Origin of the sequence: Streptomyces sp. AM6-12 (assembly GCF_044327085.1) — a bacterium.
Classification (GTDB): Bacteria; Actinomycetota; Actinomycetes; order Streptomycetales; family Streptomycetaceae; genus Streptomyces.
The window spans coordinates 2,167,702-2,190,736 of record NZ_JBIQWN010000001.1; the positions used below are offsets into that span (position 1 = coordinate 2,167,702).

Consider the following 23,035-nt stretch of genomic DNA (forward strand, 5'->3'; position numbering starts at 1 on the left):
GGGCAGCCCGAAGCACCAAAGATGTACGAGGAAGAGGGCAAGGTCATGGGACGCCACCGACGCTCGGACGCCGGCCGCGCCGCGGGGAGCGACGACCCGCGCGCCTCGACCACGGGGAACGACGCCCCTCGCGCCTCGACCGCCGCGACCGACGATGCGATGTCCGCGCCCACGACACCGGTCGGTGGGCACGATCAGGCGTCCGCGCCCACCGCGCCGGCCGGGAGCCACGGCCCGGCCTCCACGCCCACCGGGAACCACCATCCGGCGGGCGGACCCACCGTGCCGACCGGCGGTCAGGATCCGGCCGCCGAGGCCACCGTGCCGACCGGCGGTCACGATCCGGCGTCCGTGTCCACCGTGCCGATACCGATGGGCACCGCGCCCTATCTGAATCCCGAGGCGTACGCGGCGGCGAAGGCCAAGGCGGACGCGTATCTCTTCGCGGCCGGGCCGGCGGAGCCGTTCGCGGGGGACGCGGGCTCGCCGTACGCGGGGGCGGACGCGGCCGGCGAGGGTGCCGCTGGTTCCGGGGAGCCCGCCCGTGGCAAGCGGCGGCCGAAGCAGGCCGGGCGCGCGGTGAGCATGACGCTGCTCGGGATGTGCGTGGCCGTCGCCCTGGGCACCGCCGCGGTGGCCGCGGGCGTGGTGCCGGGCTTCCAGGGCTACCGCCTCGACGGCAGCAGTCACACCGCCGGCGGCGACCGGGTCCGGGTGGCGGGCTCCCCCAGCAACACGGCGGACGCGCAGGGCGGCACCTCCGGCAGCGCGGAGAACGGCGGCACGGACACCGGCGGCACGGACAACGGCGGCGGTGGTACGGCGGCGGGTCGCGGCACCGGGCGGTCGCTCTCCTCCCCGGCCGCTCCTACACAGTCCTCGTCCCCGGCGCCCGGGAAATCCGCGTCGCCCACGCGCTCGGCCCCCGCCTCGCCGGCCCCCTCGAAGTCCGCTAAGCCCACTGCGCCCAGGACCACCCCGGCCGCCCCCGCCGCGCCGGAGCCCACGCCCTCCCCCAGCAGAGCGAAGCCGGGCCCGGCCCCGACGAAGACCGCAGCCCCCGCGCCGACCGTCCCGCCCGTGACCGTCTCCGCGCAGGCCGCCGCCGAGGCCGAGGTGCTGAAGCTGATCAACGACGAGCGGGCCAAGGCGGGCCTCGCCGCGCTGTCCGCGAACTCGGCGCTGACGAACCTGGCCGGGGCGTTCAGCGACGACATGGCGGCGCGGGGCTTCTTCTCCGACACCGACCCGGACGGCAAGTCGCCGTGGGACCGGGCGGCGGCGGCCGGGGTCAGCGGCCTGGGCGCCGAGAACATCGCGCGCGGTCCGGCGGACCCGGCGGCCGTGGTGAAGGCGTGGATGGCCAGCCCCGAGCACCGCGCCGACATCCTGAACCCCGCCTTCCACACCCTCGGCGTCGGCGTGCACTTCGGCGCGGGCGGACCCTGGTGGACGGCGGAATTCGGCAACTGAGTTCGGCGACCGGCTTCGGTGGCCGGGTTCGGCGGCCGAGCCGGACTCCCCCGCCCGGCGGCCGGGTCAGGCGGCGGCGCGGCCCCGCGCGAACGTGCGTGCCGTCTCCGCCACCCGGCGCCCGAGGTGCTCGGCCGTGGCGATGTCCGCCTTGTGCACGCCCTCGGGGCCCTGGTCGGTGTCGGTCTGGGCGGCGGCGCCGGTGAAGAAGCCGAGGCGGTTGAGGTCGTTCTCGGAGGCGGTGCTGCTGTTCCAGCCCGGAAGCAGACCGAGGTTGACCCAGTGCATGCCGTGCTGGGCGGCGAGCGTCTGGAAGAACTGGAGCGTGTGCAGCTTGTCGCCGCTCTTGGAGCCCGAGTTGGTGAACCCGGCGGCCAGCTTGCCCTGCCAGTCCTGGTCGGCCCAGCGCGAGGAGGTCGCCTCGCCGAAGACGTGGAAGGCGCCGGAGGCGGTGCCCATGTAGGTGGGCGAGCCGAAGACGATCGCGTCGGAGCGGTCGAGTATCCGCCACTGCTCCTCGGTGATCTCGTCCACCTTGATCAGATGCGCCTCGGCGCCCGCCTCGACGGCACCGGCGCGGACGGCCTCGGCCAGGACGGCGGTGTGGCCGTAGCCGGAGTGGTAGGCGATGGAAAGAACGGGGGTGGTCATGACTCTCCTCGGAAGGGCAGCTCAACAACGGCGAAGAAAGGAAAGCACTAACTTCTAGTTAGTGCAACCTGCTAGTTAGCGCTGCGTGGGCGTATCCTTGTGTCATGACCGGATGTCCCGAGGAGCGCGACCAGCTCGCCTACAGCGTCTTCGCCAAGGCGTGCCCCTCCCGCTGCACGCTGGAGAACGTCACGGGCCGCTGGGGCGGACTGACCCTCGGCGCGCTGTACGAAGGCTCGCTGCGCTTCAACGAGCTGCGCCGCCGCGTCGACGGCGTGAGCGAGAAGATGCTCTCCCAGACCCTGCACGCACTGGAGCGCGACGGCCTGGTGCACCGCGAGGCCCAGCCGACCAACCCGCCCCGCGTCGACTACGAGCTGACCCCGCTCGGCCGCGAGGTCGCCGGGCGCCTGCTCTCCCTCATCGAGTGCGTGGAGGGCGCGATGGACGAGGTGCTGGCCTCGCGCGAGCGTTACGACGCGGCGCGCGGCGCCCGCTGACACTTCGGGCAGAAGTAGCTGGAGCGGTTCATCCAGGGGCGGCGCCGTATGGGGGTGCCGCAGCGGCGGCAGGGCTCGCCCTCGCGGCCGTAGGCGTCGAGCGAACGGTCGAAGTAGCCCGACTCGCCGTTGACGTTGACGTACAGGCTGTCGAAGCTGGTGCCGCCCACGGCGAGCGCCGCGTTCATCACATCCCTGATGTGGCCGAGGAGTTCGGCCGTGACCGGACGGGTGAAGTGGGCGGTCGGACGCTCGTAGTGGATGCGGGCGCGCCAAAGGGCCTCGTCCGCGTAGATGTTGCCGACGCCGCTGATCAACGACTGGTCCAGCAGGGCCCGTTTGACGGTCGTGCGCTTGCGGCGCAGCGCCTGGTGGAAGGCGTCGTCGTCGAACAGCGCGTCGAGGGGATCGCGGGCGATGTGCGCGATGACGTCGGGCAGTCCGTCGGGGGTGTTGTCGTGCAACGACAGCCCGCCGAAGGTGCGTTGGTCCACGAACCGCAGCTCGGTGCCGAGCGAGTCGGCGAACCGGATGCGGATGCGCAGGTGCTTCTCGTCCGGCGCCTCCTGCGGCTGCACCAGCAGTTGCCCGCTCATCCCGAGGTGCGCCAGCACCGACTGGTTGGTCTCCTCCAGCGGCAGCCACAGGTACTTGCCGCGCCGGCTGGGGTCGCCGATGTGATGCCCCTTGAGCCGGTGCGCGAAGTCCTCGCCCCCGGCCACGTGCCGGCGTACGGCGCGCGGGTGCAGTACCTCGGTCTCGGCGACGGTGCGATGGGCCACCCACCGCGCCAGCCCCCGCCGGACGACCTCGACCTCGGGCAACTCGGGCATCGGGACCCCCGTGGGAAACGCGGTACGGAACGGAAGGACGCCCTGCGAACCAGAAGGGCGCCGGATGTGACGAGCGCCCGCCCCGTCCAAAGCCGGTGGGGCGGGCGCTCGGTGGAGCTGTCCTCAGGCGGTGGCGGACGACGTGTCGTCGTCCTTCACGGCGTGCACGGCGGCCTGCCTGGCCTCCGTCGCAGCCGTCGCCGCCTTGGCGCGCTCGTCCGCGGCGGCCTTGATGGCCCGCCAGGCGGACTCGGCGGCCTGCTGCTCCGCCTCCTTCTTGCTGCGGCCGGTGCCGGTGCCGTACGAGACGCCTCCGACGCGGGCGGCAGCAGTGAAGGTCTTCTCGTGGTCGGGGCCGGTCTCCGTGACCAGGTACTCGGGCACGCCGAGCCCCTCGATCGCGGTCAGCTCCTGGAGCGACGTCTTCCAGTCCAGGCCGGCGCCCAGGTTGGAGGACTTCTCGATCAGCGGGTCGAAGAGCCGGTGCACCAGCTCGGACGCCGCGTCGAGGCCCTGGTCGAGATAGACCGCGCCGATCACCGCTTCGAGGGTGTCGGCGAGGATGGACGCCTTGTCCCGGCCACCCGTGCCCTCTTCACCCCGGCCGAGCCGGATGAAGGCGCCCAGGTCGAGGCCGCGCCCCACCTCCGCCAGCGCACGCGAGTTGACCACCGCGGCCCGCAGCTTGGCCAGCTGGCCCTCGGGCAGGTCGGGGTGGGTGCGGTACAGCGTGTCCGTGACGACGAGGCCGAGCACGGAGTCCCCGAGGAACTCCAGCCGCTCGTTCGTCGGCAGACCGCCGTTCTCGTACGCGTAGGAACGGTGGGTGAGCGCACGCACCAGAAGGGCGGACTCGACCTGGTAGCCGAGCCGCCCTTCCAGAACTGTGTGGGACGAGGCCTGCGGACTACCCCCGCGCTGACGGGGACTAGCGGCATTCGCGTCTGTCATCGGGCCTCTCACCAACCGCTCAGACTTCGAGGACCTGGCGCTTGTTGTAGGTGCCGCAAGACGGGCACGCGATGTGCTGCTGCTTGGGCTCGTGGCAGCGCTCGCACGCAACCAGGGTGGGGACCGCAGCCTTCCACTGCGACCGGCGGTGGCGCGTGTTGCTGCGCGACATCTTCCGCTTCGGAACAGCCACGGCTACTTCTCCTGCTTCTCGTCGACGCCCGCTTCGGCGCCGCTCATCTCGTCCTTCTCGCCGTCCGTGGTGGTGCCGGCGAGTCCCTGCAAAGCCGCCCAACGGATGTCGACGGCGTCATGGTGGTGTTCCGGGTCGTCCGCGAGCCGCGCTCCGCACTCGGAGCACAGACCCGGGCAGTCTTCCCGGCACACCGGCTGCATCGGCAGTGCGAGCACCACCGCATCACGCAGCACTGGTTCGAGGTCGAAAAGACCGTCCTCGATGAAGAGCCTGTCCTCGTCGTCCTCGGCGTCGTCGCCCGGTTCCGCGATCACGCGGCCCCGGTCGTCGGCGTCAGGGTACGAGAACATCTCCTGGAAGTCCGCTTCGAGCTCCAGCTCGACCGGCTCCAGACACCTTACGCACTCCCCCTTGGCCGTTGCACGGGCGGTGCCTGTGACAAGCACCCCTTCCATGACCGACTCAAGCCGGAGGCCGAGTTCCACCGGGGTGCCTTCCGGCACTTCGATGACTCCCGGAATGCCGAGATCCCCGGGGGCGTCGATCTCGCGGGTCAGGCGCTGTAGCGCACCAGGACGCCGACCCAGCTCGTGGGTGTCGAACACGAGGGGGTTGCGGTGGTCGAGGCGGGCGTTGGAAGCCATTCCTGCTTTCGATCTGCGAACTCGGAGGGACACCGCCCGTCGGTGTTTCCGGGCGGCGGCGGTCGCGGACTGCTCCCTACGCGAAGTGTCAGGGCATGCGCGACCGAAGGGCCAGGATACTGGACCTTGCGCCCAGGGCCCAATCCGGCCCCGTCAGCGGCCCCCGCGCCCCTGCTCGTAGGCCCGCAGCTGCTCCGCGCTGATCATGCTGGTGTCGAAGAGGCTGGTCTCGTCCAGAGCGTAGTCCTGCTGCGCCTGTGGCTGCTGCGGGGCCTGGGGCGGCTGCTGGGCGTCGTAGGCGGGCTGCTGGGGGTAGCCGCCCTGGTATCCGTAGGGATCGGCCTGCTGGTACCCGTACGGGTCCTGCCCGCCGTAGCCGCCCTGCTGCGGGAAGCCGCCGTAGCCGGCCTGCTGCTGGTCGTAGGCGCCGTAGGCGGGCCCCGGCTCGTACGCCGGCTGCTCCGGCTGCTGCTGCGCGTACGCGGGCTCGGCGTGCGGCTCGTACGACGGCTCACTCCCCGCTTCGTACGACGGCTCACCCTCCGCTTCGTACGACGGCTCGGCCGCCGGTTCGTACCCCGTCCGGTCCGTCCGGGGCTCGTACGACGGCTGCTCCTGCCGGGCCGCCGGGCGTCCGGCGGGGGTGTCCGAGAGGGCGGCCAGGTCGGCGAGGTAGTCGGCGTCGCTGGAGTGCTGGAAGGTCGTGGTGTCGTCGGCGAGGGCGCCGAGGTCGTCGGTGGCGATCCGGCCGTGCAGCTTCTGCCGGCCGCGGCCGACCGCCTCCAGGGTCTTGGCGAGCACCGCCTCGAAGGCGCCCAGCTTGGTGTCCACGTACGCGTCGGCGTTGTGCCGCAGGATCTCGGGGTCGGGGCTGCGCTCGGGCGCGTCCTCGTCCTCGTAGCCGTTCTCGTCCAGGCCAGGACCGGTGCCGAGGAGCTTCTCGCGGCCGCGGCCGACCGAGCCGAGGGTCTTGGTGAGGACGACCTCGAAGTTGGCGAGCTTGGAGTCGACGTAGTCGTCGGCCTCGGCGCGGATCTCCTCGGCCTCCTGGCGGGCCTCGGTGAGGATCCGGTCGGCCTCGGCCTGGGAGCGGCGGGCGATCTCGGTGCCCGCGACCAGCGAGCCGCGCTCGGCGTGCGCGGTCTCGATGATCCGCTCGGCCTCCCGGCGGGCCTCCTCGACCATCTGCTCCCGGTCGCCGATCAGCTCCTGCGCCTGCGCGAGGGAGCCGGGCAGCGCCTGGCGCACCTCTTCCAGCATCGCGAGCAGCTCGGCGCGGTTGATCACACAGGACGCCGACATGGGCATGGCCCGCGCGCCGGCGACCGCGGAGACGATCTCGTCGAGCTTCTTCTGCACGTCCACCTGTGCTCGCCACTTCCTACAGCCGGATCGGAGACGGACGGGACGACTGTAGCCCCACGTCCCATCAGTCCTTGCGCAGCCGCCTGTTGAGGGCGTCGAGGACCTGCGGCGGGACCAGGTGGGAGACGTCGCCGCCCCAGGCCGCGACCTCCTTGACGAGCGAGGAGGACAGGAAGCTGTAGGTGGGGTTGGTCGGCACGAACAGCGTCTCGACGCCGGTGAGGCCGTTGTTCATCTGGGCCATCTGGAGCTCGTAGTCGAAGTCGCTGACGGCGCGCAGGCCCTTGACGATGGCGGGGATGTCGCGCTGCTTGCAGTAGTCCACGAGGAGGCCGTGGTGGGTCTCGACCCGTACGTTGGCGTACTCGGCGGTGACCTCGCGGATCAGCCCGACCCGCTCGTCGACCTCGAACAGGCCCTTCTTGGTCTGGTTGATCATCACCGCGACGTAGACCTCGTCGTACAGCCGGGAGGCTCGGGCGATGATGTCGAGATGTCCGTTGGTGATCGGGTCGAATGACCCGGGACAGACGGCGCGGCGCACTTGAGATCCCTCGCTCTCCGGTCCGGTCATCGTGCGTCTTCGCACGTAGAGGCGGCGCGACCGTACCAAAACGTTCCCTCGCCGTAACGACGGGACCGGATCGCCTCGAAGCCGTCCGGCCACCGGAATTCGCCGCCTCTGGTGCTGCGCTCCACGGTGACCAGCGCGTCCTCCGCGAGCCACCCCTCCGAGCGGAGTGTGAGCAGAATCTCCCGGAGATCGTCGTCGGTGACGGCGTAGGGGGGATCGAGGAAGACCAGGTCGTACGGGGCGGCGGGGGGCGCGGTGCGGATGACTTGTTCCGCTTTGCCCGCTCTGACCTCCGCGCCGGGCAGGCCGAGGTTCTTCACGTTCTCCCGGACGGTCCGCGCGGCGCGGGCGTCGGCCTCGACGAGGAGGGTGTGGCCCGCGCCGCGGGAGAGGGCTTCCAGGCCGACGGCGCCGGAGCCGGCGTAGAGGTCGAGGACGCGTTCGCCGCGCAGGGGGCCGCCCAGGAGGGACTGCCAGGTGGAGAAGAGACCTTCGCGTGCGCGGTCGGAGGTCGGCCGGGTCCCTGTGCCGGGCGGTACGCAGAGGCGGCGTCCGCCTGCCTTGCCGGCGATCACGCGGGTCATTTTCGTTCCTTGTCCGGGGGTGATTGCGTAGTCAGTCTGGCAGGCCGTTCGTCGTGGCCGCGCGCGGTACCCCGCGCCCCCGCGGGCGCGTTACCCCTCAGCCCTTCTCCAGGTACTGCTCCCTCTCCTCGTCCAGCAGCGCGTCCAGGGCGGTCCGCAGGCCCGGCAGCCGCTCCAGCTCCGGGTCCGCCGTCACCAGGGCCATCGCCTCCGCCCTCGCCTCCGCGATGACCTCCTCGTCCTCGATGACGGCGAGGACGCGCAGGCTGGAGCGGGCGCCGGACTGGGCCTGGCCGAGGACGTCGCCCTCGCGGCGCTGTTCGAGGTCGATGCGGGAGAGTTCGAAGCCGTCGAGGGTGGCGGCGACCGCGTTCAGCCGCTGGCGGGCGGGGCTGGCCTCGGGCATCTCGGTGACCAGGAGGCACAGACCGGGCGCGGAGCCGCGGCCCACCCGGCCGCGCAGTTGGTGGAGCTGGGAGACGCCGAAGCGGTCGGCGTCCATGATGACCATCACGGTGGCGTTCGGGACGTTCACGCCCACCTCGATGACGGTGGTGGCGACCAGGACGTCGGTCTCGCCCGCGGCGAAGCGGCGCATCACCGCGTCCTTGTCGTCGGGGTGCATACGACCGTGCAGCACCTCGACGCACAGGCCCTTGAGAGGGCCCTCGGCGAGTTGGCCGGCCACGTCGAGGACCGCGAGCGGGGGACGCTTCTCGGCCTCGTCCTCGGCGGACTTCTTCCTGGCCGCCTTCTTCGGGTCGGCCGCCTCGTCGATGTCGTCTCCGATCCGGGGGCAGACGACGTACGCCTGATGGCCGTTCTCCGCCTCCTCGCGCACCCGCTCCCAGGCGCGGGCCAGGAAGTGGGGCTTGTCGGCGGCCGGGACGACATGGCTGGCGATCGGGGAGCGGCCCGCCGGGAGTTGGTCGAGGACGGAGGTCTCCAGGTCGCCGAAGACGGTCATGGCGACCGTGCGCGGGATCGGGGTGGCCGTCATGACGAGGAGGTGCGGGGGCTGCTTGCCCTTGCCGCGCAGGGCGTCGCGCTGTTCCACGCCGAAGCGGTGCTGTTCGTCGACGACGACCAGGCCGAGGTCGTGGAACTGCACCTTGTCCTCGATCAGGGCGTGGGTGCCGATGACGATTCCGGCCTCGCCGGTGGCGAGGTCCAGCAGGGCCTTGCGGCGGGCGGCGGCGCCCATGGAGCCGGTCAGCAGCACCACCTTGGTGGCGTGCTCGGTGCCGCCCAGCATGCCGCCCTCGGCGAGGTCGCCCATCATCTCGGTGATCGACCGGTGGTGCTGCTGGGCCAGCACCTCGGTCGGCGCGAGCATCGCGGCCTGCCCGCCCGCGTCGACCACGGCGAGCATGGCGCGCAGGGCCACCAGCGTCTTGCCGCTGCCGACCTCGCCCTGGAGCAGCCGGTGCATGGGGTGTTCGGTGGCGAGACCGGCGAAGATCTCGCGGGAGACCTTCCGCTGGCCCTCGGTGAGGGTGAAGGGCAGCCGGTCGTCGAAGGCGGTGAGCAGGCCGTCGGGCTTGGGGTGGCGGGCGACCGCCGGGAGCTGGGCGTCCGCGTACCGGCGGCGGGCGAGGGCGACCTGGAGGACGAAGGCCTCGTCCCACTTGAGGCGGGCGCGGGCGGCGGCGATGTCGGCCTTGGTGGCCGGGCGGTGGATCCTGACCAGGGCCTCGGGGAGCGGGAGCAGCCCGCGGCCCTCGCGCAGGGCGGGCGGCAGCGGGTCCACGGCCTCCTGGGCGGCGGGCAGGACGGTCTGCACCGCCTTGCCGATCTTCCAGGACTCCAGTTTGGCGGTGGCCGGGTAGAGCGGGATCAGCGCGCCCGCCCAGGTCTCGGCGGTCTCCTCGCCGTCGCCCTTCAGCAACTCGTAGGCCGGGTGGGCGAGCTGGAGGCGGTGGTTGAAGACGGAGACCTTGCCGGCGAACATCGCGCGGGTGCCCGGCAGCAGGTCCTTGTGCGGTTTGTGCACGCCGTTGCCGAAGAAGACCAGCTGGAGGCGGCCGCTGCCGTCGGTGATGGTGACCTCCAGGCGCTGGCCCTTGCCGCGGGGCGCACGGGAGGAGGCGAAGGAGTGCAGGCGGGCGTCGGCGACCTGGGCGACCACGGTCACATGCTCGTCCATGGGGAGGTCGGCGAGGTGGGTGAGCTGGCCGCGCTCCTCGTACCTGCGCGGGTAGTGGTGCAAGAGGTCGCCGACGGTGTGCAGGCCGAGGTGCTCGGCCATCACCTTCGCGGTGGCGGGGCCGAGCACTGACTTCAGTGGCTGTTTCAGTGGTTCTTCCAGTGCGGGCACGGGATCCATTGCACACCACCGCACTGACAATGCCGCAGACGCCCGCCGGGCGGGTCCGGTCCATACTGTCGTACCGATCCGGGAAAGCCCTGGTCCGCGCGGCGGTTCCGGGCCTAGGATGGCGCGCTCCGGCCATCCTTCGCGGTCACCGCCCCCTGCTGCGGGACCGCCCGACCCGGCGCCGGGTCCTCCCCTTCCGGCGCAGTGACGATGGATTCCCAGACCTCACAGTCATCCCAGTCCTCCCAGTCGCCTCTCCCCCCGCACACGTTCCAGGTCGATCTGCGCGGTCTTGTCGACCTGCTCTCCCATCACCTCTACTCCAGCCCGAAGGTCTACCTGCGCGAGCTGCTCCAGAACGCCGTGGACGCCGTCACCGCCCGGCGGGCCCTCGCGCCCGACGCCCCGGCACAGGTGCGGCTGCACCCGGCGGACGGCGGCCTGCGCGTGGAGGACAGCGGCATCGGGCTCACCGAGTCGGACGTGCACGAGCTGCTGGCGACCATCGGGCGCAGCTCCAAGCGCGCCGAGGGACTCCAGGAGGCCCGCTCCGGCTTCCTCGGCCAGTTCGGCATCGGTCTGCTCGCCTGTTTCCTCGTCGCCGAGCGGATCCGCGTGGTCAGCCGCAGCGCCCGCACCCCCGGCGCGCCCCCGGTGGAGTGGACGGCGTGCGACGACGGCTCGTACACCGTGCGGACGCTGCCCGACGCGGCGCGTCCCGAGCCCGGTACGACGGTGCAGCTGACGCCCCGGCCCGGCGCCGCCGAGTGGCTCGCGCCCGAGCGGGTGCGCGCGCTGGCCCGCGACTTCGGCGCGCTGCTGCCTTACGACGTCCGGGTCGGCGAGGAGCGGATCGGCGAGCTGCCCGCGCCCTGGGACCGGTCGTATCCGAGCCCCGGCGCGCGCCGGGTGGCGCTGGCCCGGCACTGCCAGGAGCAGTTCGGGTTCGCGCCGCTGGACTCGATCGACCTGGCCGTGCCGCTGGCCGGGGTCCGCGGGGTGGCCTATGTGCTGCCATCGGCGGTGAGCCCGGCGCAGCGGGCGACGCACCGGGTGCATCTCAAGGGCATGCTGCTGACCGAGCGGGCCGAACAGCTGCTGCCCGACTGGGCGTTCTTCGTGCGCTGTGTGCTGGACACGGACAGCCTGCGGCCCACCGCCTCGCGCGAGTCGCTGTACGAGGACGAGACGCTGGCCGCCGTGCGGGACGCCCTCGGCGAGCGGATCCGCGGCTGGCTGACCGGGCTCGCGGCGGGTGACCCGGAGCGGCTCGCGGCGTTCCTCGCCGTGCACCACCTGGGGGTCAAGTCGCTGGCGCGGCACGACCACGAGATGCTGCGCACGATGCTGCCGTGGCTGCCGTTCGAGACGACCGACGGGCAGGTGTCGCTGGAGGAGTTCGCGCGCCGGCACCCGGTGGTGCACTTCACCCGCGGGGTGGAGGAGTACCGGCAGGTCGCGGCGATCGCCTCGGCGCAGGGCGTGGGCGTGGTCAACGGCGGTTACACGTACGACAGCGAGCTGATCGAGGCGCTGCCGTCGGTGCGGCCGGGCACGGTGGTCGCCGAGCTGGACGCGGACACCGTGACCGCGCACCTGGACGGCGTCGATCCGGGCGTGGAGCTGGCGCTCACCGGGTTCCTGGCGGCGGCGCGGGCGAAGCTGGACCCGCTGGGCTGCGATGTGGTGCTGCGCGCCTTCCATCCGCTGTCGGTGCCCGCGCTGCACCTGGACGACCGGTCGGCGCGGCACGAGCAGGCTCGCGCGGCGGCCGAGGAGCAGGCCGACGAGCTGTGGGCGGGCATCCTGGGTTCGCTGCGCGGCAGCGCGCCGCGCGCCCGGCTGGTGCTCAACCATCTCAACCCGCTGATCCGCAGGGTGAGTTCGCTCGGCGATCCGGAACTGATCGGCACCGCGGTCGAGTCGCTGTACGGACAGGCGCTGCTGAGGGCGCAGCGCCCGCTGCGGCCCGCGGACTCCGCGCTGCTGAACCGGGCGTTCATCGATCTGCTGGAGTGGGCGACGCGGGGGACGGCCGATGACTGAGATCACCGACCTGGCGGGACTGCGCCGGGAGATGGCGGAGAACGCCGGGCAGCCCGAGGGCCCGGCCCGCAACGCCCGCGCGGAGCGACTGCTGGCGGCGGCCGAGAGCTTGAACGTTCCGCTGGCCGTGATCGAGGCGCTCGGGCACCAGTTGAGCGTCTACAACTACAGCTCCGAGAAGGACAAGATGTTCGTCCCCTTCGCGCGGCTGCTGCGCATGTGGGACGAGCGCCCCGAGGACTTCGACGCGTACGAGACGCGGTCGCTGCACTGGGTCTTCAAGTGGATGTCGGCGGGCATGCTGGACCAGCCGCACATCCCGCTCGCCTCGATCGAGAAGTGGCTGGGCGAGATGGAGCACCGCTACCGGCTCGCCGGGTACTCCGAACGGGCCGTGCGTGGCGCCGAGTTCAGCGTGGCCGCGCACGTCGGGGACCTGGCGCGGGCGGAGCGGGCGTACGCCGCGTGGCTGGCCGCCGACCGGGACGAGATGGCCGACTGCCACGCCTGCGAGCTGTACGGACAGGGCCTGTGGCAGGTGGAGCGGGGCCGGGACGCCGAGGCGCTGGAGCTGTGGCGGCCGGTGCTGGAGGGCGAGTTCAGCTGTGCGCACGAGCCGCACGCGGTGCTCGCCGCGTCCCTGCTGCCGCTGCTGCGGCTGGGCCGCCTGGAGGACGCCCGCGCCCACCATCTGCGGGGGCTGCGGCTGGTGCGGCCCATGGAGAGCATGCGCGGCGCGTACGCCGAGCACGTGGAGTTCTGCGCGCTGAGCGGCAACGAGGCGCGTGGCCTTGAGCTGCTGGCCGAGCGGCCCGCCTATTTCACGGACACCGGGCAGCCGCGCAGCCGGCTGGACTTCCTGGCCGTGGTGGCGCTGCTGACCGGGCGCCTGACCGAGCTGGGCCTCGGCGCCGAGCGGGTGCCGGGGCCCGCCGGGCGCGCTTGGACGGCACGGGACCTCGCGGCCCACGCCCGCACCGAGGCGCTGGCCCTGGCCGCGCGGTTCGACGCGCGCAACGGCACGTCGTACGTGGGCGACCGGACGCGGGCGCGGATGGACCGGCGGCCGCTGGCGGACCGGCTCCCGCTGGGCGTCCGCACCGCGCGCCCGGCGCCCGCCGCCCCGCCGGCCGCTCCCCCGCCGGCACCGGCCGCGGAACCGTCCCTGCCCGCTCTCCTCGCCGAGGCGCACCGGCTGGCGGACACCCTGCGCCCGGAGGCGCTGGACGCCTGGGCCGCGGTGGGGCGCGCCGCGAGCGACGGTGAACTCTCCCCCGCCGACCGCGCGTTGGTCGCCGACCACGAGGCGATGTCCCGCGGCCCCGAGGGCGCCGAGCTGTTCGAGCGGGCGGCCGGACTGTACGCGGCGGCGGGCGATCCCGGCGAGGCGCTGGCGGCACGGGCCCGCGGCGCCTGCTTCCGGGCGCTGCGGGGCGAGCGGGACACGGCCCTGGTCCGGGTGAGCGGTCTGTGCGAGGAGGTCCTCGCGCTGTACGCCGCCGGGACCACCGGGGTGCGGCAGACCGCGTCGGTCCTGATGAGCCGGGCCCGCGTCCTGATGCACCGGGCGCGCTCCGGCGCGGGTGCCGCGCAGGAGGCGGACGCCGCCGTGCGCGAGGTGCTGAGCCTGATCGAGGGGCAGGAGGTGCGGGACGCGCGGCTGGCGGCGCGGATCGCGGAGTCCTGGGGCATGCTCGCCGAGCTGGCCGGGGCGGCCGGGGACGGTGCGCGGGCGGCGGAGCTGCTGCGGCGGGCCGTCGGGGAGTACGTGCGCGCCGGGCTGCCGTGGTGCGCGGTGGAGTACGAGGTCCACCTCGCCGCGCTGGCCGAGGAGGCCGGGGACCGGGAGGGGGCCGAGCGGGCGCTGCGGGCGGCGCTGGAGCACGGCGGCCGGTACGTGGAACCGGCGGGGCAGGTCCAGCTGCACCTGCGCATAGCCGAGTTGACGGCCGCGCGGGGGGACGTCGCGGCAGCCGCGGAGCACGCGCTCCAGGCCGCGCACTGGGCCGACGAGGCCGGGGAGTCCGGCACGTCGGGGGCCTGGGCGCGGCAGCAGCTCGGCGGATATCTGCTGCGGCGGGGGCGGTGCGCGGAGGCGGCCGAGGTGCTGGAGTCGGCGCTGGCCGACCTGAGCGCCGGGACGCACGGGGACGGGGCCGTCGTACAGGCCCGCTGGTGGCTCGGGGACTGTCTGGCGGAGCTGGGCGAGCACCGGGCGGCGGCCGAGCAGCGGCTGCTGGCCGCCGACATCGCCCGGCACTGGCCCGAGCAGCGCGATCACGCCACGCTCGCCCACCTCGCCGCGGACGCCCTCGCCGACGCGGGCCTGGCGGCGGAGGCCGGCCGGGCCTACGCCCGCGCGGGCGAGCTGTGGCGCTCCCTCGGCGACACCCGGCTCCTGGTCCGCTCGCTGCGGGCCCGCGCGTGGCTGGCGCTGGGAGAGGACGCGGAAGCGGAGACGGCCGGGGCGCTGATGGCCGAGGCCGTGGCGGTGTGCGAGCGCGCGCGGCGGGACGCGGCGGGCTCCCCCGCCCTGGCCGAGCTGACCCGTGAACTGGCCCAGACCCACCACCAGTTCGGCGACCTGCTCGCCCAGGCCGGGAAGCCGGACGCGGCCCCCTTCGACCGGGCGATCGCGCTGTTCGGCTCGCTCGGCGCGGCCGGGCTGCACGACCGTACCGGCACCGAACTCGCGGCGGCGGAACTGGCCGCAGAACTGGGCCGGCCCGCGCAGACGACGGCCCACGCCCGCGCGGTACTGGCCGCCTACGAGAACGCGGACGACACGGACGACACGGTCCGGGCACGCCGGGCGGCGGCGAACCGGCTGCTCCGAAGGGCGGAGTGAGCGGGGGCGGGGCGCCCGTCGAGCACCGAGGGGAACAGGGGGGCGTGGTCCTGGACCGGTGCGCCCACAGGAGGCGGGGGTGAGCCGGGGAGCGGCGTGCCGCGGGGCAGCCGAGCCGTACACGGGCCGGGCACGCCGCGCGGAGTTCCGGGGCGGGCCGGCGGGGCGGCGCGCCGGACGAGACGGCCGAGCCGAGGCCTCCGGGAAAGGGCGGCGCCGGGAGGACGCAGGGTGCGCCGGGGTCCGGTCGGTCACTCCACGCCGATGAGCAGCAGCGCTCCCTGGCGGCCGCCGTCGTACACCACCGTGTCCACGGCCAGGTAGGACTCCCGTACGCGGGTCTCCAGGTGCCCGGCGACGGTCTCGGGGGCCTCGGCGCCCATGACGAGGGTGACCAGTTCGCCACCGGCCTGGAGCATGCGGTCCAGGACGGTGACCGCGGTGGCGGTGACGTCCGTGCCGATCACCGCCACGTCGCCGTCGATCAGCCCGAGCACATCGCCGGCCTGGCAGATCCCGGCCGTGGTCCAGGACCGGTGCTCGGCGACGACGACCTCCGCGTACCGGGTGGCGCCCGCGGCCGAGGTCATCTGGACGACGTCCTCGTCGAACCGGCGCCCCGGCTCGGACACCGCGAGCGCCGCGATGCCCTGCACCGCCGAACGGGTCGGGATCAGCGCCACCCGGACCCCCTCGGCACGGGCCTGCTCGGCGGCCGCGGCCGCGGTGTCGCGCAGCTCGGCGTCGTTGGGCAGCAGCACCACCTCGCGCGCGTGGGCCCGCCGCACCGCCGCCAGCAGCTCCCCGCTGGCGGGCGGCTCGCCGGGGCGCGCGAGCACCGTGGTCGCACCGGCCTCGGTGTACAGCTCGGCGAGCCCCTGCCCCGGCACGACGGCCACGACGGCCCGCTGGGCCCGCTCGCGCGGGGGACGCGGCCCGCCCGTGTGCACGTCGCCGAGTCCGAAGTGCGTGATCCTGATCCGGTACGGGCGCCCGGCCTCCACGCCCGCCTCCACGGCGGCGCCCGCGTCGTCCACGTGCACATGGACGTTCCACAGCCCGTCGCCGCCGACCACCACCAGGGAGTCGCCGAGCGCGTCGAGGCGGGTGCGCAGCCGGGCCACGGCGGTGTCGTCGGCCTCCAGGAGGTAGATCACCTCGTAGGCCGGGCCACCGGGTCCGCCGTACCCGGCCGTCTCGGCGGCGCAGGCCCCGGCATCGGCCTCGGAGGCGGGTTTCGGTGTCTGTCCAGGTACGACACCCCCGACCGCTACGGCGTCCGCGGCCTCCCCCGCCCCCGGTGCCGCCTCCCCCGTGCACGCCTCCACCAGCGCGCCGAGCACCGCCACCAGACCGCTGCCCCCCGCGTCGACCACCCCGGCCCGCGCCAGGACGCCCAGCTGGGCCGGGGTCGCCGCCAGGGCCGTGCGGGCGCCCTCGTGGGCGGCGCGGGCGACCGTCCCGCAGTCGCCGTCGGCCCGCTCGGCCGCGTCGGCCGCGGCCGAGGCGACCGTCAGCACGGTGCCCTCGACCGGGTGCGCCACGGCCTGCCGGGCGGAGTCCGCCGCCCGGCGCAGGGCGAGCCGCAGCGCGGCACCGTCGCAGCGCGGCTCCGCGTCGTCCGCCGCGAGCACCTGGGCCATGCCGCGCAGCAGCTGGGCGAGGATCGTGCCGGAGTTGCCCCGCGCGCCGATGAGCGCCCCGTGGGCCATCGCGCGCACCGCGTCCGCGAGAGAGGGACCGGCGGGCTGCGTCTCGTACCCGGCGAACACGGCCTCCACGGCCGTCGCGGCGGACTCCAGGGTCAGATAGAGGTTGGTCCCGGTGTCGCCGTCGGCCACCGGATAGACGTTGATCGCGTCGATCTCCTCGCGTGCCCGTCCCAGGGCGCGCAGGGCCAGACCGCACCAGGTGCGCACCGCGAGACCATCGAGGAATGTCTGCGGCACCTGCGCCACCTGCGCCTCCCTGAACCGGCTTGACGTGGTCGCAGCGTAGACCCCGACGGGGTGCCCGCCGGAAGCGGGCCGGGGCGGGACCCCTCGCGACCATGGTAGTTTCGCTGTACCGAAGCAGGCTTGCTATGCTGCTCCGGTTGCCCGATCCGATCGGGCTCTCCCCCTGGCAACGCCAACCAGATCTCAGGTCGTACGATCTCGATCCCGGCATGCCGGGATTATCCGTAAGTGCATCTGAAGTCTTTGGAGTGACCCGTGGCTGCCAACTGCGACGTCTGCGGCAAGGGGCCGGGCTTCGGCAACAACATCTCGCACTCGCACCGCCGTACGCCCCGTCGCTGGAACCCGAACATCCAGCGTGTGCGTACCGTGGTGGGCGGGACGCCGAAGCGCGTGAACGCTTGCACCTCGTGCATCAAGGCCGGCAAGGTCTCGCGCTGACGCTACAGCTGAGCGCGCGGCCACTTGTTGGTTCGCTGCACTGAGCCGGTCCATCTCAGGATGGACCGGCTTTTTGCCATGCCCGGAAGCCGGATCATCCTCTCGTCTCAGCCCGTCGGCATGCCGACCTGCCGCCGCTCCAGGGCGGAACGCAGCCTGGAGAGGGCCACCGCGACGGCCGCCGCCGAAGAGGCGTCGATCACATCCCCCAGCAGTTCGGCCAGGGTCGCGCCGACCGTCTCCTCCGCCGCGGCGACGAGCCGCGCGCCCTCCCCGGTCAGGGCCAGCAGGGAGGAGCGGCGGTCGGCCGGGTTCGGCGTCCGGACCACCCAGCCCTGTTTCTCCAGCCGGTCGACGCTCTTGCTCGTCGCCCCGACGCCGATCGCGAACTCCGCCGCGAGATCCGCCACCCGCGCCCCTTCGTGATCGCGCAGGAAGCGCAGGGCCTCGAACTGCGAGGTGACGATCGCGTGCCGCGCGCGGAGCCGGTCGTTGAGGGCGTTGTAGAGCCGCGTCTCGCAGCGCACCAGGTCGGAGAAGATATCCAGAAGCCCGGCGGTGTCCCCGGTTGTTTTATATTCCACGGCATATAGTGTAGAGGAATTCACTAGCGAGGGGGGGCACACGCATGAGCAAGGAACAGCGGGCCCGGATCGACGCCATGCTGCGGCAACTGCGCCCCGCGGGGCCCCGGACGATCGAGGAGCTGCGGGCCGGGTTCGAGGCGCTGATGAGCGGGATGCCGGTGCCCGACGGCATCCGTACGACCCGGACCGTGCTCGGCGCCCGGCCCGCGCTGTGCGTCGCGCCGCAGGAGCGCCCGCGCGCCGGCACGATCCTGTACTTCCACGGCGGCGGCTGGGTGAGCGGCTCGCCCGAGACCTCCCTGGCGCTGACCGGACACCTCGTGGCCAGGACCGGCCGCACGGCGTACTCGCTGGACTACCGGCTGGCCCCCGAGCATCCGTTCCCGGCCGCGATCGAGGACACGCTCGGCGCCTACCGCGCCCTCCTCGACGGCGGCGCCGACCCGTCGGCCGTCGTGTTCGCCGGGGACTCCGCGGGCGGCGGGCTCGCCGTCACCACCTGCCTGGCCGCGCGGGACGCGGGTCTGCCGCTGCCCGCCGCGCTCCTGGCGTTCTCCCCCGGCCTGGACGCGACCCGCACCGGCGAGAGCATCGACACCAAGGCGGGCGTCGACCCGTTCTTCACCCGCGCGTCCGTCGAACACACCGGGGGGATGTACCTCGCGGGCGCCGACCCGCGTCAGCCCCTGCTCAGCCCGGCCGTCTGCGCCGATCTCGGTGGTCTGCCGCCGATGCTGCTCCAGGTGGGCACCAACGAGATCCTGCTAGACGACTCCACCCGCCTCGCCGCGCGCGCCAGGGCGGCCGGGGTGGACGTGATCCTGGACGTCACGGCCGATGTGCCGCACGTCTTCCAGTCGTTCGCCGGCTCCCTGGACGAGGCGGACGAGGCACTGGAGCGCGCGGTCCTCTTCCTCGACCAGCGCCTGCGTCACCTGAGCACGGCGGCGGCCTGAACCGGCTCGGGCACGGACCCGGCTCGGCTCGCGCGCGTCCCGCTCACTTCCTGAACCGCCACCCGTGATCCACCGGGCCGATCCCCGCGCCCAGCGCGAACCCCGCCGCGATCGCCCCGGTGACGTACTCCTTGGCCTCGGCGACCGCCGCCGGCACGGTCAGGCCCCGCGCCAGCCCGGCGGCGATGGCGGAGGCGAGCGTGCAGCCGGTGCCGTGGGTGTGCCGGTTGTCGTGGCGGGGGGCGCGCAGCCAGTGCTCACCCGCCGCGGTGCCGTCCGTCAGGAGGTCCACCGCGTCACCGGCCAGGTGCCCGCCCTTGATCAGCACCCAGCGCGGGCCGTAGGCCAGCACCGCGTCCGCGGCCCGGCGCAGATCGTCCTCCGACTCGACGCGGACGCCGGTGAGTTGGCGCACCTCGTCCAGGTTCGGGGTCGCCACGGCCGCCGCCGGGAGCAGCCGGGTGCGCACGGCGTCCAGGGCGGAGGCGGCGAGCAGCGCGTCGCCGTGCTTGGAGACGCCCACCGGGTCCACCACGGCGGGCGCGTCCGTGCCGGCGATCAACTCGGCCACCGTCTCGACCAGTTCGGCCGAGCCCAGCATGCCGGTCTTCACGGCCTGTACGCCGATGTCGTCCACCACGCTGCGGTACTGGGCCCGCACCGCCTCGGCCGGGAGTTCCCAGACGCCCTGCACACCAAGGGAGTTCTGCGCGGTCACCGCGGTGAGCACGCTCATCCCGTGCACGCCGAGCGCGAGCATCGTCTTGAGGTCGGCCTGGATCCCGGCGCCGCCGCCGGAGTCGGAGCCGGCCACCGTGAGCACCCGTGGCGGGGTCACGGCTCTATGTCCCCGAAGTGGTCCCAGCCGCCCGCGCTGGTCCAGGGCGCGCCGTCCACCGTCACCTGCGGCAGCGCGGAGGGGTTCAGGACCTCGCCGATGACCTTCCAGCGGGCCGGGAGCTTGGTGTCCGGCGGGAAGGTCGCCACGATCGCGTGGTCCTCGCCCCCGGTCAGCACCCACTGGAGCGGGTCCACGCCGACGGCCTGCCCGATGTCGTTCATCTGCGTGGGCACGTCGATCGCGCCGGAGCGGATGTCGATACGGACCTTGCTGGCCTCGGCGATATGGCCGAGGTCGGCGATCAGCCCGTCGCTCACGTCGCACATCGCGGTCGCGCCGAGCGAGGCGGCGGCCGGGCCCGCGTGGTACGGCGGCTCGGGGCGCCGGTGGGCCTCCACGAAGGCGCGCGGCGAGCGGAAGCCGCGGGAGAGCACCGCGTACCCGGCCGCGGACCAGCCCAGCCAGCCGGTGACGGCCACCAGGTCGCCGGGCTGGGCGCCGGCGCGGGTCACCGGCTCCTGGTTGCGCAGATCGCCGAGCGCGGTGATCGACACCGTGATGGTGTCGCCCCGTACGACATCCCCGCCGACCACGGCCGCGCCCGCGACCTGGCACTCGTCGCGCAGCCCGTCCATCATCTCGGTCGGCCAACTGACCGGGAGTTCGGCCGGCACCACCAGGCCCAGCAGCAGGGCGGTGGGTACGGCGCCCATCGCGGCGATGTCCGCGAGGTTCTGCGCGGCCGCCTTGCGCCCCACGTCGTAGGCCGTGGACCAGTCGCGGCGGAAGTGCCGCCCCTCCAGCAGGACGTCGGTGCTCGCCACCACCCGCCGGTCGGGCGCGGCCACCACGGCGGCGTCGTCACCCGGACCGATACGGACCGCCGGGGTGGTGGTGAGACGGGAGGTGAGCTCCCTGATGAGCCCGAATTCCCCGAGCTCACCAACCGTGCCCTTCATGTCCCTGACTCCCCTTCTCTGCCTTCGCCTGACCGTGCTGACTCGCGCCCCATCAGTGTCCCCGATACCGTCGAGATGACCCCGACGCGGTCGGGAACGGCCGCCGGTACGGTCCCGGACGACCGCCGACCTCCGTCGCGCCCGCACCCTGGCGCGCAAGCCCGGTTCCCGCAGGTCTCCCCGCGGGGAGCGGCGACGCGATACCGTGGCGTTCCTTTTCCCCACATGATCCTCGTGGCCGCCCTGGAGGTTCCGTGGTACAGGCGTACATCCTGATCCAGACGGAGGTCGGCAAGGCGTCGACCGTCGCCGAGACCATCAGCAAGATCCCTGGAGTGATCCAGGCCGAGGACGTCACGGGTCCGTACGACGTCATCGTGCGCGCCCAGTCCGAAACCGTCGACGAACTCGGTCGCATGGTGGTCGCCAAGGTCCAGCAAGTGGACGGCATCACCCGCACCCTGACCTGCCCGGTCGTGCACCTGTAGCCCCCGTCTACGCTTGGCCGGTGAACTTCTTCCGTCACCGGCCCCCCGCCCTGCTCGCCGCCCTGGCCGCGTCCGTGTCGCTGCTCGCGGTCGCGGGCTGCACCGCGGACGACGGCGCGGCGGTCGCGGTGCCTCGCCCCGACGCGAAGACCGCCCCGCTGTGCCGGAGTCTGCACACGGTGCTGCCCGCCACGGTGGACGGGCGGCGGCGTGCCGACCCCGAACCCCGGTCCGTCTACACGGCGGGCTGGGGAAACCCGGCGATCATACTGCGCTGCGGGATCGTCCGGCCGCCGAAGATGATCGACCCCAAGGTGGCCCAGGGCGAGGACCCCGACGCGATCGCGGGCGGGGTCAACGGCGTGGACTGGCTGATGGAGAAGCAGGGCGACGGCACCTGGCACTTCACGACGGCGGGCCGCAAGGCGTACGTGCAGGTGACCCTGCCGAAGAAGCTGTCGGGGCCGGACGACAGCGCCCAGGTCCTGGAGGACCTGGCCCCGGCCGTGAAGAAGGCCATCCCCACGGGGATGGCCTCCATGCGCGGCTAGCTCGCTCCGCCGGTCAGCGCAGTCCGGTGGACCTGCGCAGCGCGGCCTGGAGCAGGCGGTCGATCAGCTCGGGGTAGCCGACCCCGGTCGCCTGCCACATCTGCGGGTACATCGAGATCGGCGTGAAGCCGGGCAGCGTGTTGATCTCGTTGATCACGAACTCCCCGTCCCGCGTGAGGAAGAAGTCCGCGCGCACCAGCCCCTCGCAGGACGCCGCCTCGAACGCGTCCACCGCGAGCCGCTGGATCTCGGCGGTCTCCTCCGCGGTGAGCGGCGCCGGGACGATGCCGGGCGTGGAGTCGATGTACTTGGCCTCGAAGTCGTAGTACGCGTGCGCGTCCGGCGGCGGGATCTCCGCCGGGACCGAGGCGCGGGGGCCGTCCTCGAACTCCAGGACGCCGCACTCGATCTCGCGGCCGGTGATGGCCGCCTCGATCAGGATCTTCGGGTCGTGCGACTGCGCCTCGGCGATCGCCTCGTCGAGCCCGGACAGGTCGTCGACCTTGGTGATGCCGATGGACGAACCGGCCCGCGCGGGCTTCACGAACAGCGGCCATCCGTGCTCGCCGGCGAAGTCCACGATCTTCTTGCGCGCGGCGGCCTCGTCCCGCTGCCACTCGCGGGGCCGGATCACCACGTAGGGGCCGACCTTGAGCCCGAAGGAGGTGAAGACCCGCTTCATGTACTCCTTGTCCTGGCCGACGGCCGAGGCGAGCACGCCCGCGCCCACGTACGGCACCCCGGACAGCTCCAGCAGCCCCTGAAGGGTGCCGTCCTCGCCGTAGGGGCCGTGCAGCACCGGGAAGACGACGTCGACCTCGCCGAGCGCCTTCGGCACGGAGCCGGGTTCGCTGTAGACGACCTCGCGGCTGGTGGGGGCGACGGGGAGCACCACGTCCCCCTCGTGCGACTCCGCCAGGTCCTCGACGGCGGGCAGGGCGCGGTCGGTGATGGCCATCCGCTCCGGCTCGTCGGCCGTCAGCGCCCAGCGGCCGTCCCGCGTGATGCCGATCGGCAGGACGTCGTACTTCGTCCGGTCGATGGCCTTGAGGACGGCGCCGGCGGTGACCACGGAGATCCCGTGTTCGGAGCTGCGCCCACCGAACACGACGGCCACGCGGGGCTTGCGCGACGGCTGCTCAGGGCTCTGGGGAAGGTTCTCGGTGCTCATATCGCGTTGAGAGTACCTGTTGGCAGAGCCCGGATACAGCGTCGGCTCCGCCCCGGAACGCACAAAAACGGGCGGATTTCGCGCAGTGTCGCGGCATTTTC

Annotated in this window: 22 protein-coding genes; 8 read left to right on the forward strand and 14 right to left on the reverse strand. The window is 73.4% G+C overall.

All coding sequences use genetic code 11. From position 1 onward, the window contains the following. The first annotated feature begins 21 nt into the window (after positions 1-21). A complete protein-coding gene (locus ACE4Q9_RS09580) occupies positions 22-1,473 on the forward strand; it encodes a CAP domain-containing protein (RefSeq protein WP_397983815.1) in 1,452 nt (483 codons plus the stop codon). 66 nt (positions 1,474-1,539) lie between these two features. Here the strand turns inward: ACE4Q9_RS09580 and ACE4Q9_RS09585 are convergent, their stop codons facing one another. Next, entirely contained in the window at positions 1,540-2,124 is a 585-nt protein-coding gene (locus tag ACE4Q9_RS09585; RefSeq protein WP_397983816.1) for a flavodoxin family protein, read from the reverse strand. Between the two features lie 104 nt (positions 2,125-2,228). Here ACE4Q9_RS09585 and ACE4Q9_RS09590 point away from each other — a divergent pair, with 104 nt between their 5' ends. Next, positions 2,229-2,624, forward strand: a complete 396-nt coding sequence (locus ACE4Q9_RS09590) for a winged helix-turn-helix transcriptional regulator (RefSeq protein WP_397983817.1) — start codon at positions 2,229-2,231, stop codon at positions 2,622-2,624. Here ACE4Q9_RS09590 and mutM read toward each other — a convergent pair. The 8 genes from mutM to recG all read right to left on the reverse strand — a co-directional run bounded on the left by mutM (position 2,597) and on the right by recG (position 10,097). Continuing rightward, entirely contained in the window at positions 2,597-3,457 is an 861-nt protein-coding gene (gene mutM / locus ACE4Q9_RS09595) for a bifunctional DNA-formamidopyrimidine glycosylase/DNA-(apurinic or apyrimidinic site) lyase (RefSeq protein WP_397983818.1), read from the reverse strand. The two genes, ACE4Q9_RS09590 and mutM, sit on opposite strands and share 28 nt — an antisense overlap. 123 nt (positions 3,458-3,580) lie before the next feature. Beyond that, positions 3,581-4,420, reverse strand: coding sequence for a ribonuclease III (gene rnc / locus ACE4Q9_RS09600; protein WP_397983819.1), 840 nt, complete (start codon positions 4,418-4,420; stop codon positions 3,581-3,583). Positions 4,421-4,427: 7 nt separating this feature from the next. Further along, positions 4,428-4,601: a 50S ribosomal protein L32 gene (gene rpmF / locus ACE4Q9_RS09605; RefSeq protein ID WP_003951102.1), complete on the reverse strand. Its 174-nt coding sequence runs from the start codon at positions 4,599-4,601 to the stop codon at positions 4,428-4,430. A 2-nt stretch (positions 4,602-4,603) separates the two neighbouring features. Beyond that, positions 4,604-5,248 (reverse strand): YceD family protein, encoded by a 645-nt coding sequence (locus tag ACE4Q9_RS09610; RefSeq protein WP_397983820.1) that lies wholly within the window; start codon positions 5,246-5,248, stop codon positions 4,604-4,606. 153 nt (positions 5,249-5,401) lie between these two features. Then, the gene (locus ACE4Q9_RS09615) at positions 5,402-6,613 is read right to left on the reverse strand and encodes a cell division initiation protein (RefSeq protein WP_397983821.1); all 1,212 of its coding nucleotides are present in this window, start codon (positions 6,611-6,613) and stop codon (positions 5,402-5,404) included. A gap of 64 nt (positions 6,614-6,677) precedes the next feature. Next, on the reverse strand, positions 6,678-7,157 hold the full coding sequence (coaD, locus tag ACE4Q9_RS09620) for a pantetheine-phosphate adenylyltransferase (protein ID WP_397987166.1): 480 nt from the start codon (positions 7,155-7,157) through the stop codon (positions 6,678-6,680). A 26-nt stretch (positions 7,158-7,183) separates the two neighbouring features. After that, positions 7,184-7,771 carry a 16S rRNA (guanine(966)-N(2))-methyltransferase RsmD gene (rsmD, locus tag ACE4Q9_RS09625; RefSeq protein ID WP_397983822.1) on the reverse strand — a complete coding sequence of 196 codons (588 nt, stop codon included), beginning with the start codon at positions 7,769-7,771 and terminating at the stop codon, positions 7,184-7,186. Between the two features lie 97 nt (positions 7,772-7,868). Next, positions 7,869-10,097 (reverse strand): ATP-dependent DNA helicase RecG, encoded by a 2,229-nt coding sequence (gene recG / locus ACE4Q9_RS09630; protein WP_397983823.1) that lies wholly within the window; start codon positions 10,095-10,097, stop codon positions 7,869-7,871. Positions 10,098-10,298: 201 nt separating this feature from the next. Between recG and ACE4Q9_RS09635 the strand changes: the two genes are divergently transcribed. Both ACE4Q9_RS09635 and ACE4Q9_RS09640 read left to right on the forward strand, forming a co-directional pair. Continuing rightward, a complete protein-coding gene (locus ACE4Q9_RS09635) occupies positions 10,299-12,134 on the forward strand; it encodes an HSP90 family protein (RefSeq protein ID WP_397987167.1) in 1,836 nt (611 codons plus the stop codon). Further along, entirely contained in the window at positions 12,127-14,982 is a 2,856-nt protein-coding gene (locus ACE4Q9_RS09640; protein ID WP_397983824.1) for a tetratricopeptide repeat protein, read from the forward strand. The genes ACE4Q9_RS09635 and ACE4Q9_RS09640 overlap by 8 nt, the downstream gene beginning before the upstream one ends. A 251-nt stretch (positions 14,983-15,233) precedes the next feature. Here the strand turns inward: ACE4Q9_RS09640 and ACE4Q9_RS09645 are convergent, their stop codons facing one another. Then, positions 15,234-16,940, reverse strand: coding sequence for a DAK2 domain-containing protein (locus ACE4Q9_RS09645; protein WP_397983825.1), 1,707 nt, complete (start codon positions 16,938-16,940; stop codon positions 15,234-15,236). Between the two features lie 255 nt (positions 16,941-17,195). Between ACE4Q9_RS09645 and rpmB the strand changes: the two genes are divergently transcribed. After that, positions 17,196-17,381 (forward strand): 50S ribosomal protein L28, encoded by a 186-nt coding sequence (gene rpmB, locus ACE4Q9_RS09650; RefSeq protein WP_004924906.1) that lies wholly within the window; start codon positions 17,196-17,198, stop codon positions 17,379-17,381. 107 nt (positions 17,382-17,488) lie between these two features. On the opposite strand, the gene ACE4Q9_RS09655 is transcribed toward rpmB, so the two are convergent. Then, complete coding sequence (locus tag ACE4Q9_RS09655) at positions 17,489-17,965, reverse strand: MarR family winged helix-turn-helix transcriptional regulator (RefSeq protein WP_397983826.1); 477 nt, start codon at positions 17,963-17,965, stop codon at positions 17,489-17,491. 44 nt (positions 17,966-18,009) lie between these two features. On the opposite strand from ACE4Q9_RS09655, the gene ACE4Q9_RS09660 reads away from it, so the two are divergent. Further along, the gene (locus ACE4Q9_RS09660) at positions 18,010-18,924 is read left to right on the forward strand and encodes an alpha/beta hydrolase (protein WP_397983827.1); all 915 of its coding nucleotides are present in this window, start codon (positions 18,010-18,012) and stop codon (positions 18,922-18,924) included. A gap of 43 nt (positions 18,925-18,967) precedes the next feature. Here the strand turns inward: ACE4Q9_RS09660 and thiD are convergent, their stop codons facing one another. Next, positions 18,968-19,762, reverse strand: coding sequence for a bifunctional hydroxymethylpyrimidine kinase/phosphomethylpyrimidine kinase (thiD, locus tag ACE4Q9_RS09665; protein WP_397983828.1), 795 nt, complete (start codon positions 19,760-19,762; stop codon positions 18,968-18,970). Further along, entirely contained in the window at positions 19,759-20,724 is a 966-nt protein-coding gene (locus tag ACE4Q9_RS09670; RefSeq protein ID WP_148025275.1) for a thiamine-phosphate kinase, read from the reverse strand. The genes thiD and ACE4Q9_RS09670 overlap by 4 nt, the downstream gene beginning before the upstream one ends. 254 nt (positions 20,725-20,978) lie before the next feature. Between ACE4Q9_RS09670 and ACE4Q9_RS09675 the strand changes: the two genes are divergently transcribed. Continuing rightward, entirely contained in the window at positions 20,979-21,212 is a 234-nt protein-coding gene (locus tag ACE4Q9_RS09675; RefSeq protein ID WP_037654619.1) for an Lrp/AsnC family transcriptional regulator, read from the forward strand. A 20-nt stretch (positions 21,213-21,232) separates the two neighbouring features. Further along, positions 21,233-21,763, forward strand: a complete 531-nt coding sequence (locus ACE4Q9_RS09680) for a DUF3515 domain-containing protein (RefSeq protein ID WP_397983829.1) — start codon at positions 21,233-21,235, stop codon at positions 21,761-21,763. Between the two features lie 13 nt (positions 21,764-21,776). Here ACE4Q9_RS09680 and ACE4Q9_RS09685 read toward each other — a convergent pair whose 3' ends face one another. After that, a complete protein-coding gene (locus ACE4Q9_RS09685) occupies positions 21,777-22,934 on the reverse strand; it encodes a D-alanine--D-alanine ligase family protein (RefSeq protein WP_397983830.1) in 1,158 nt (385 codons plus the stop codon). Positions 22,935-23,035 lie beyond the last annotated feature (101 nt).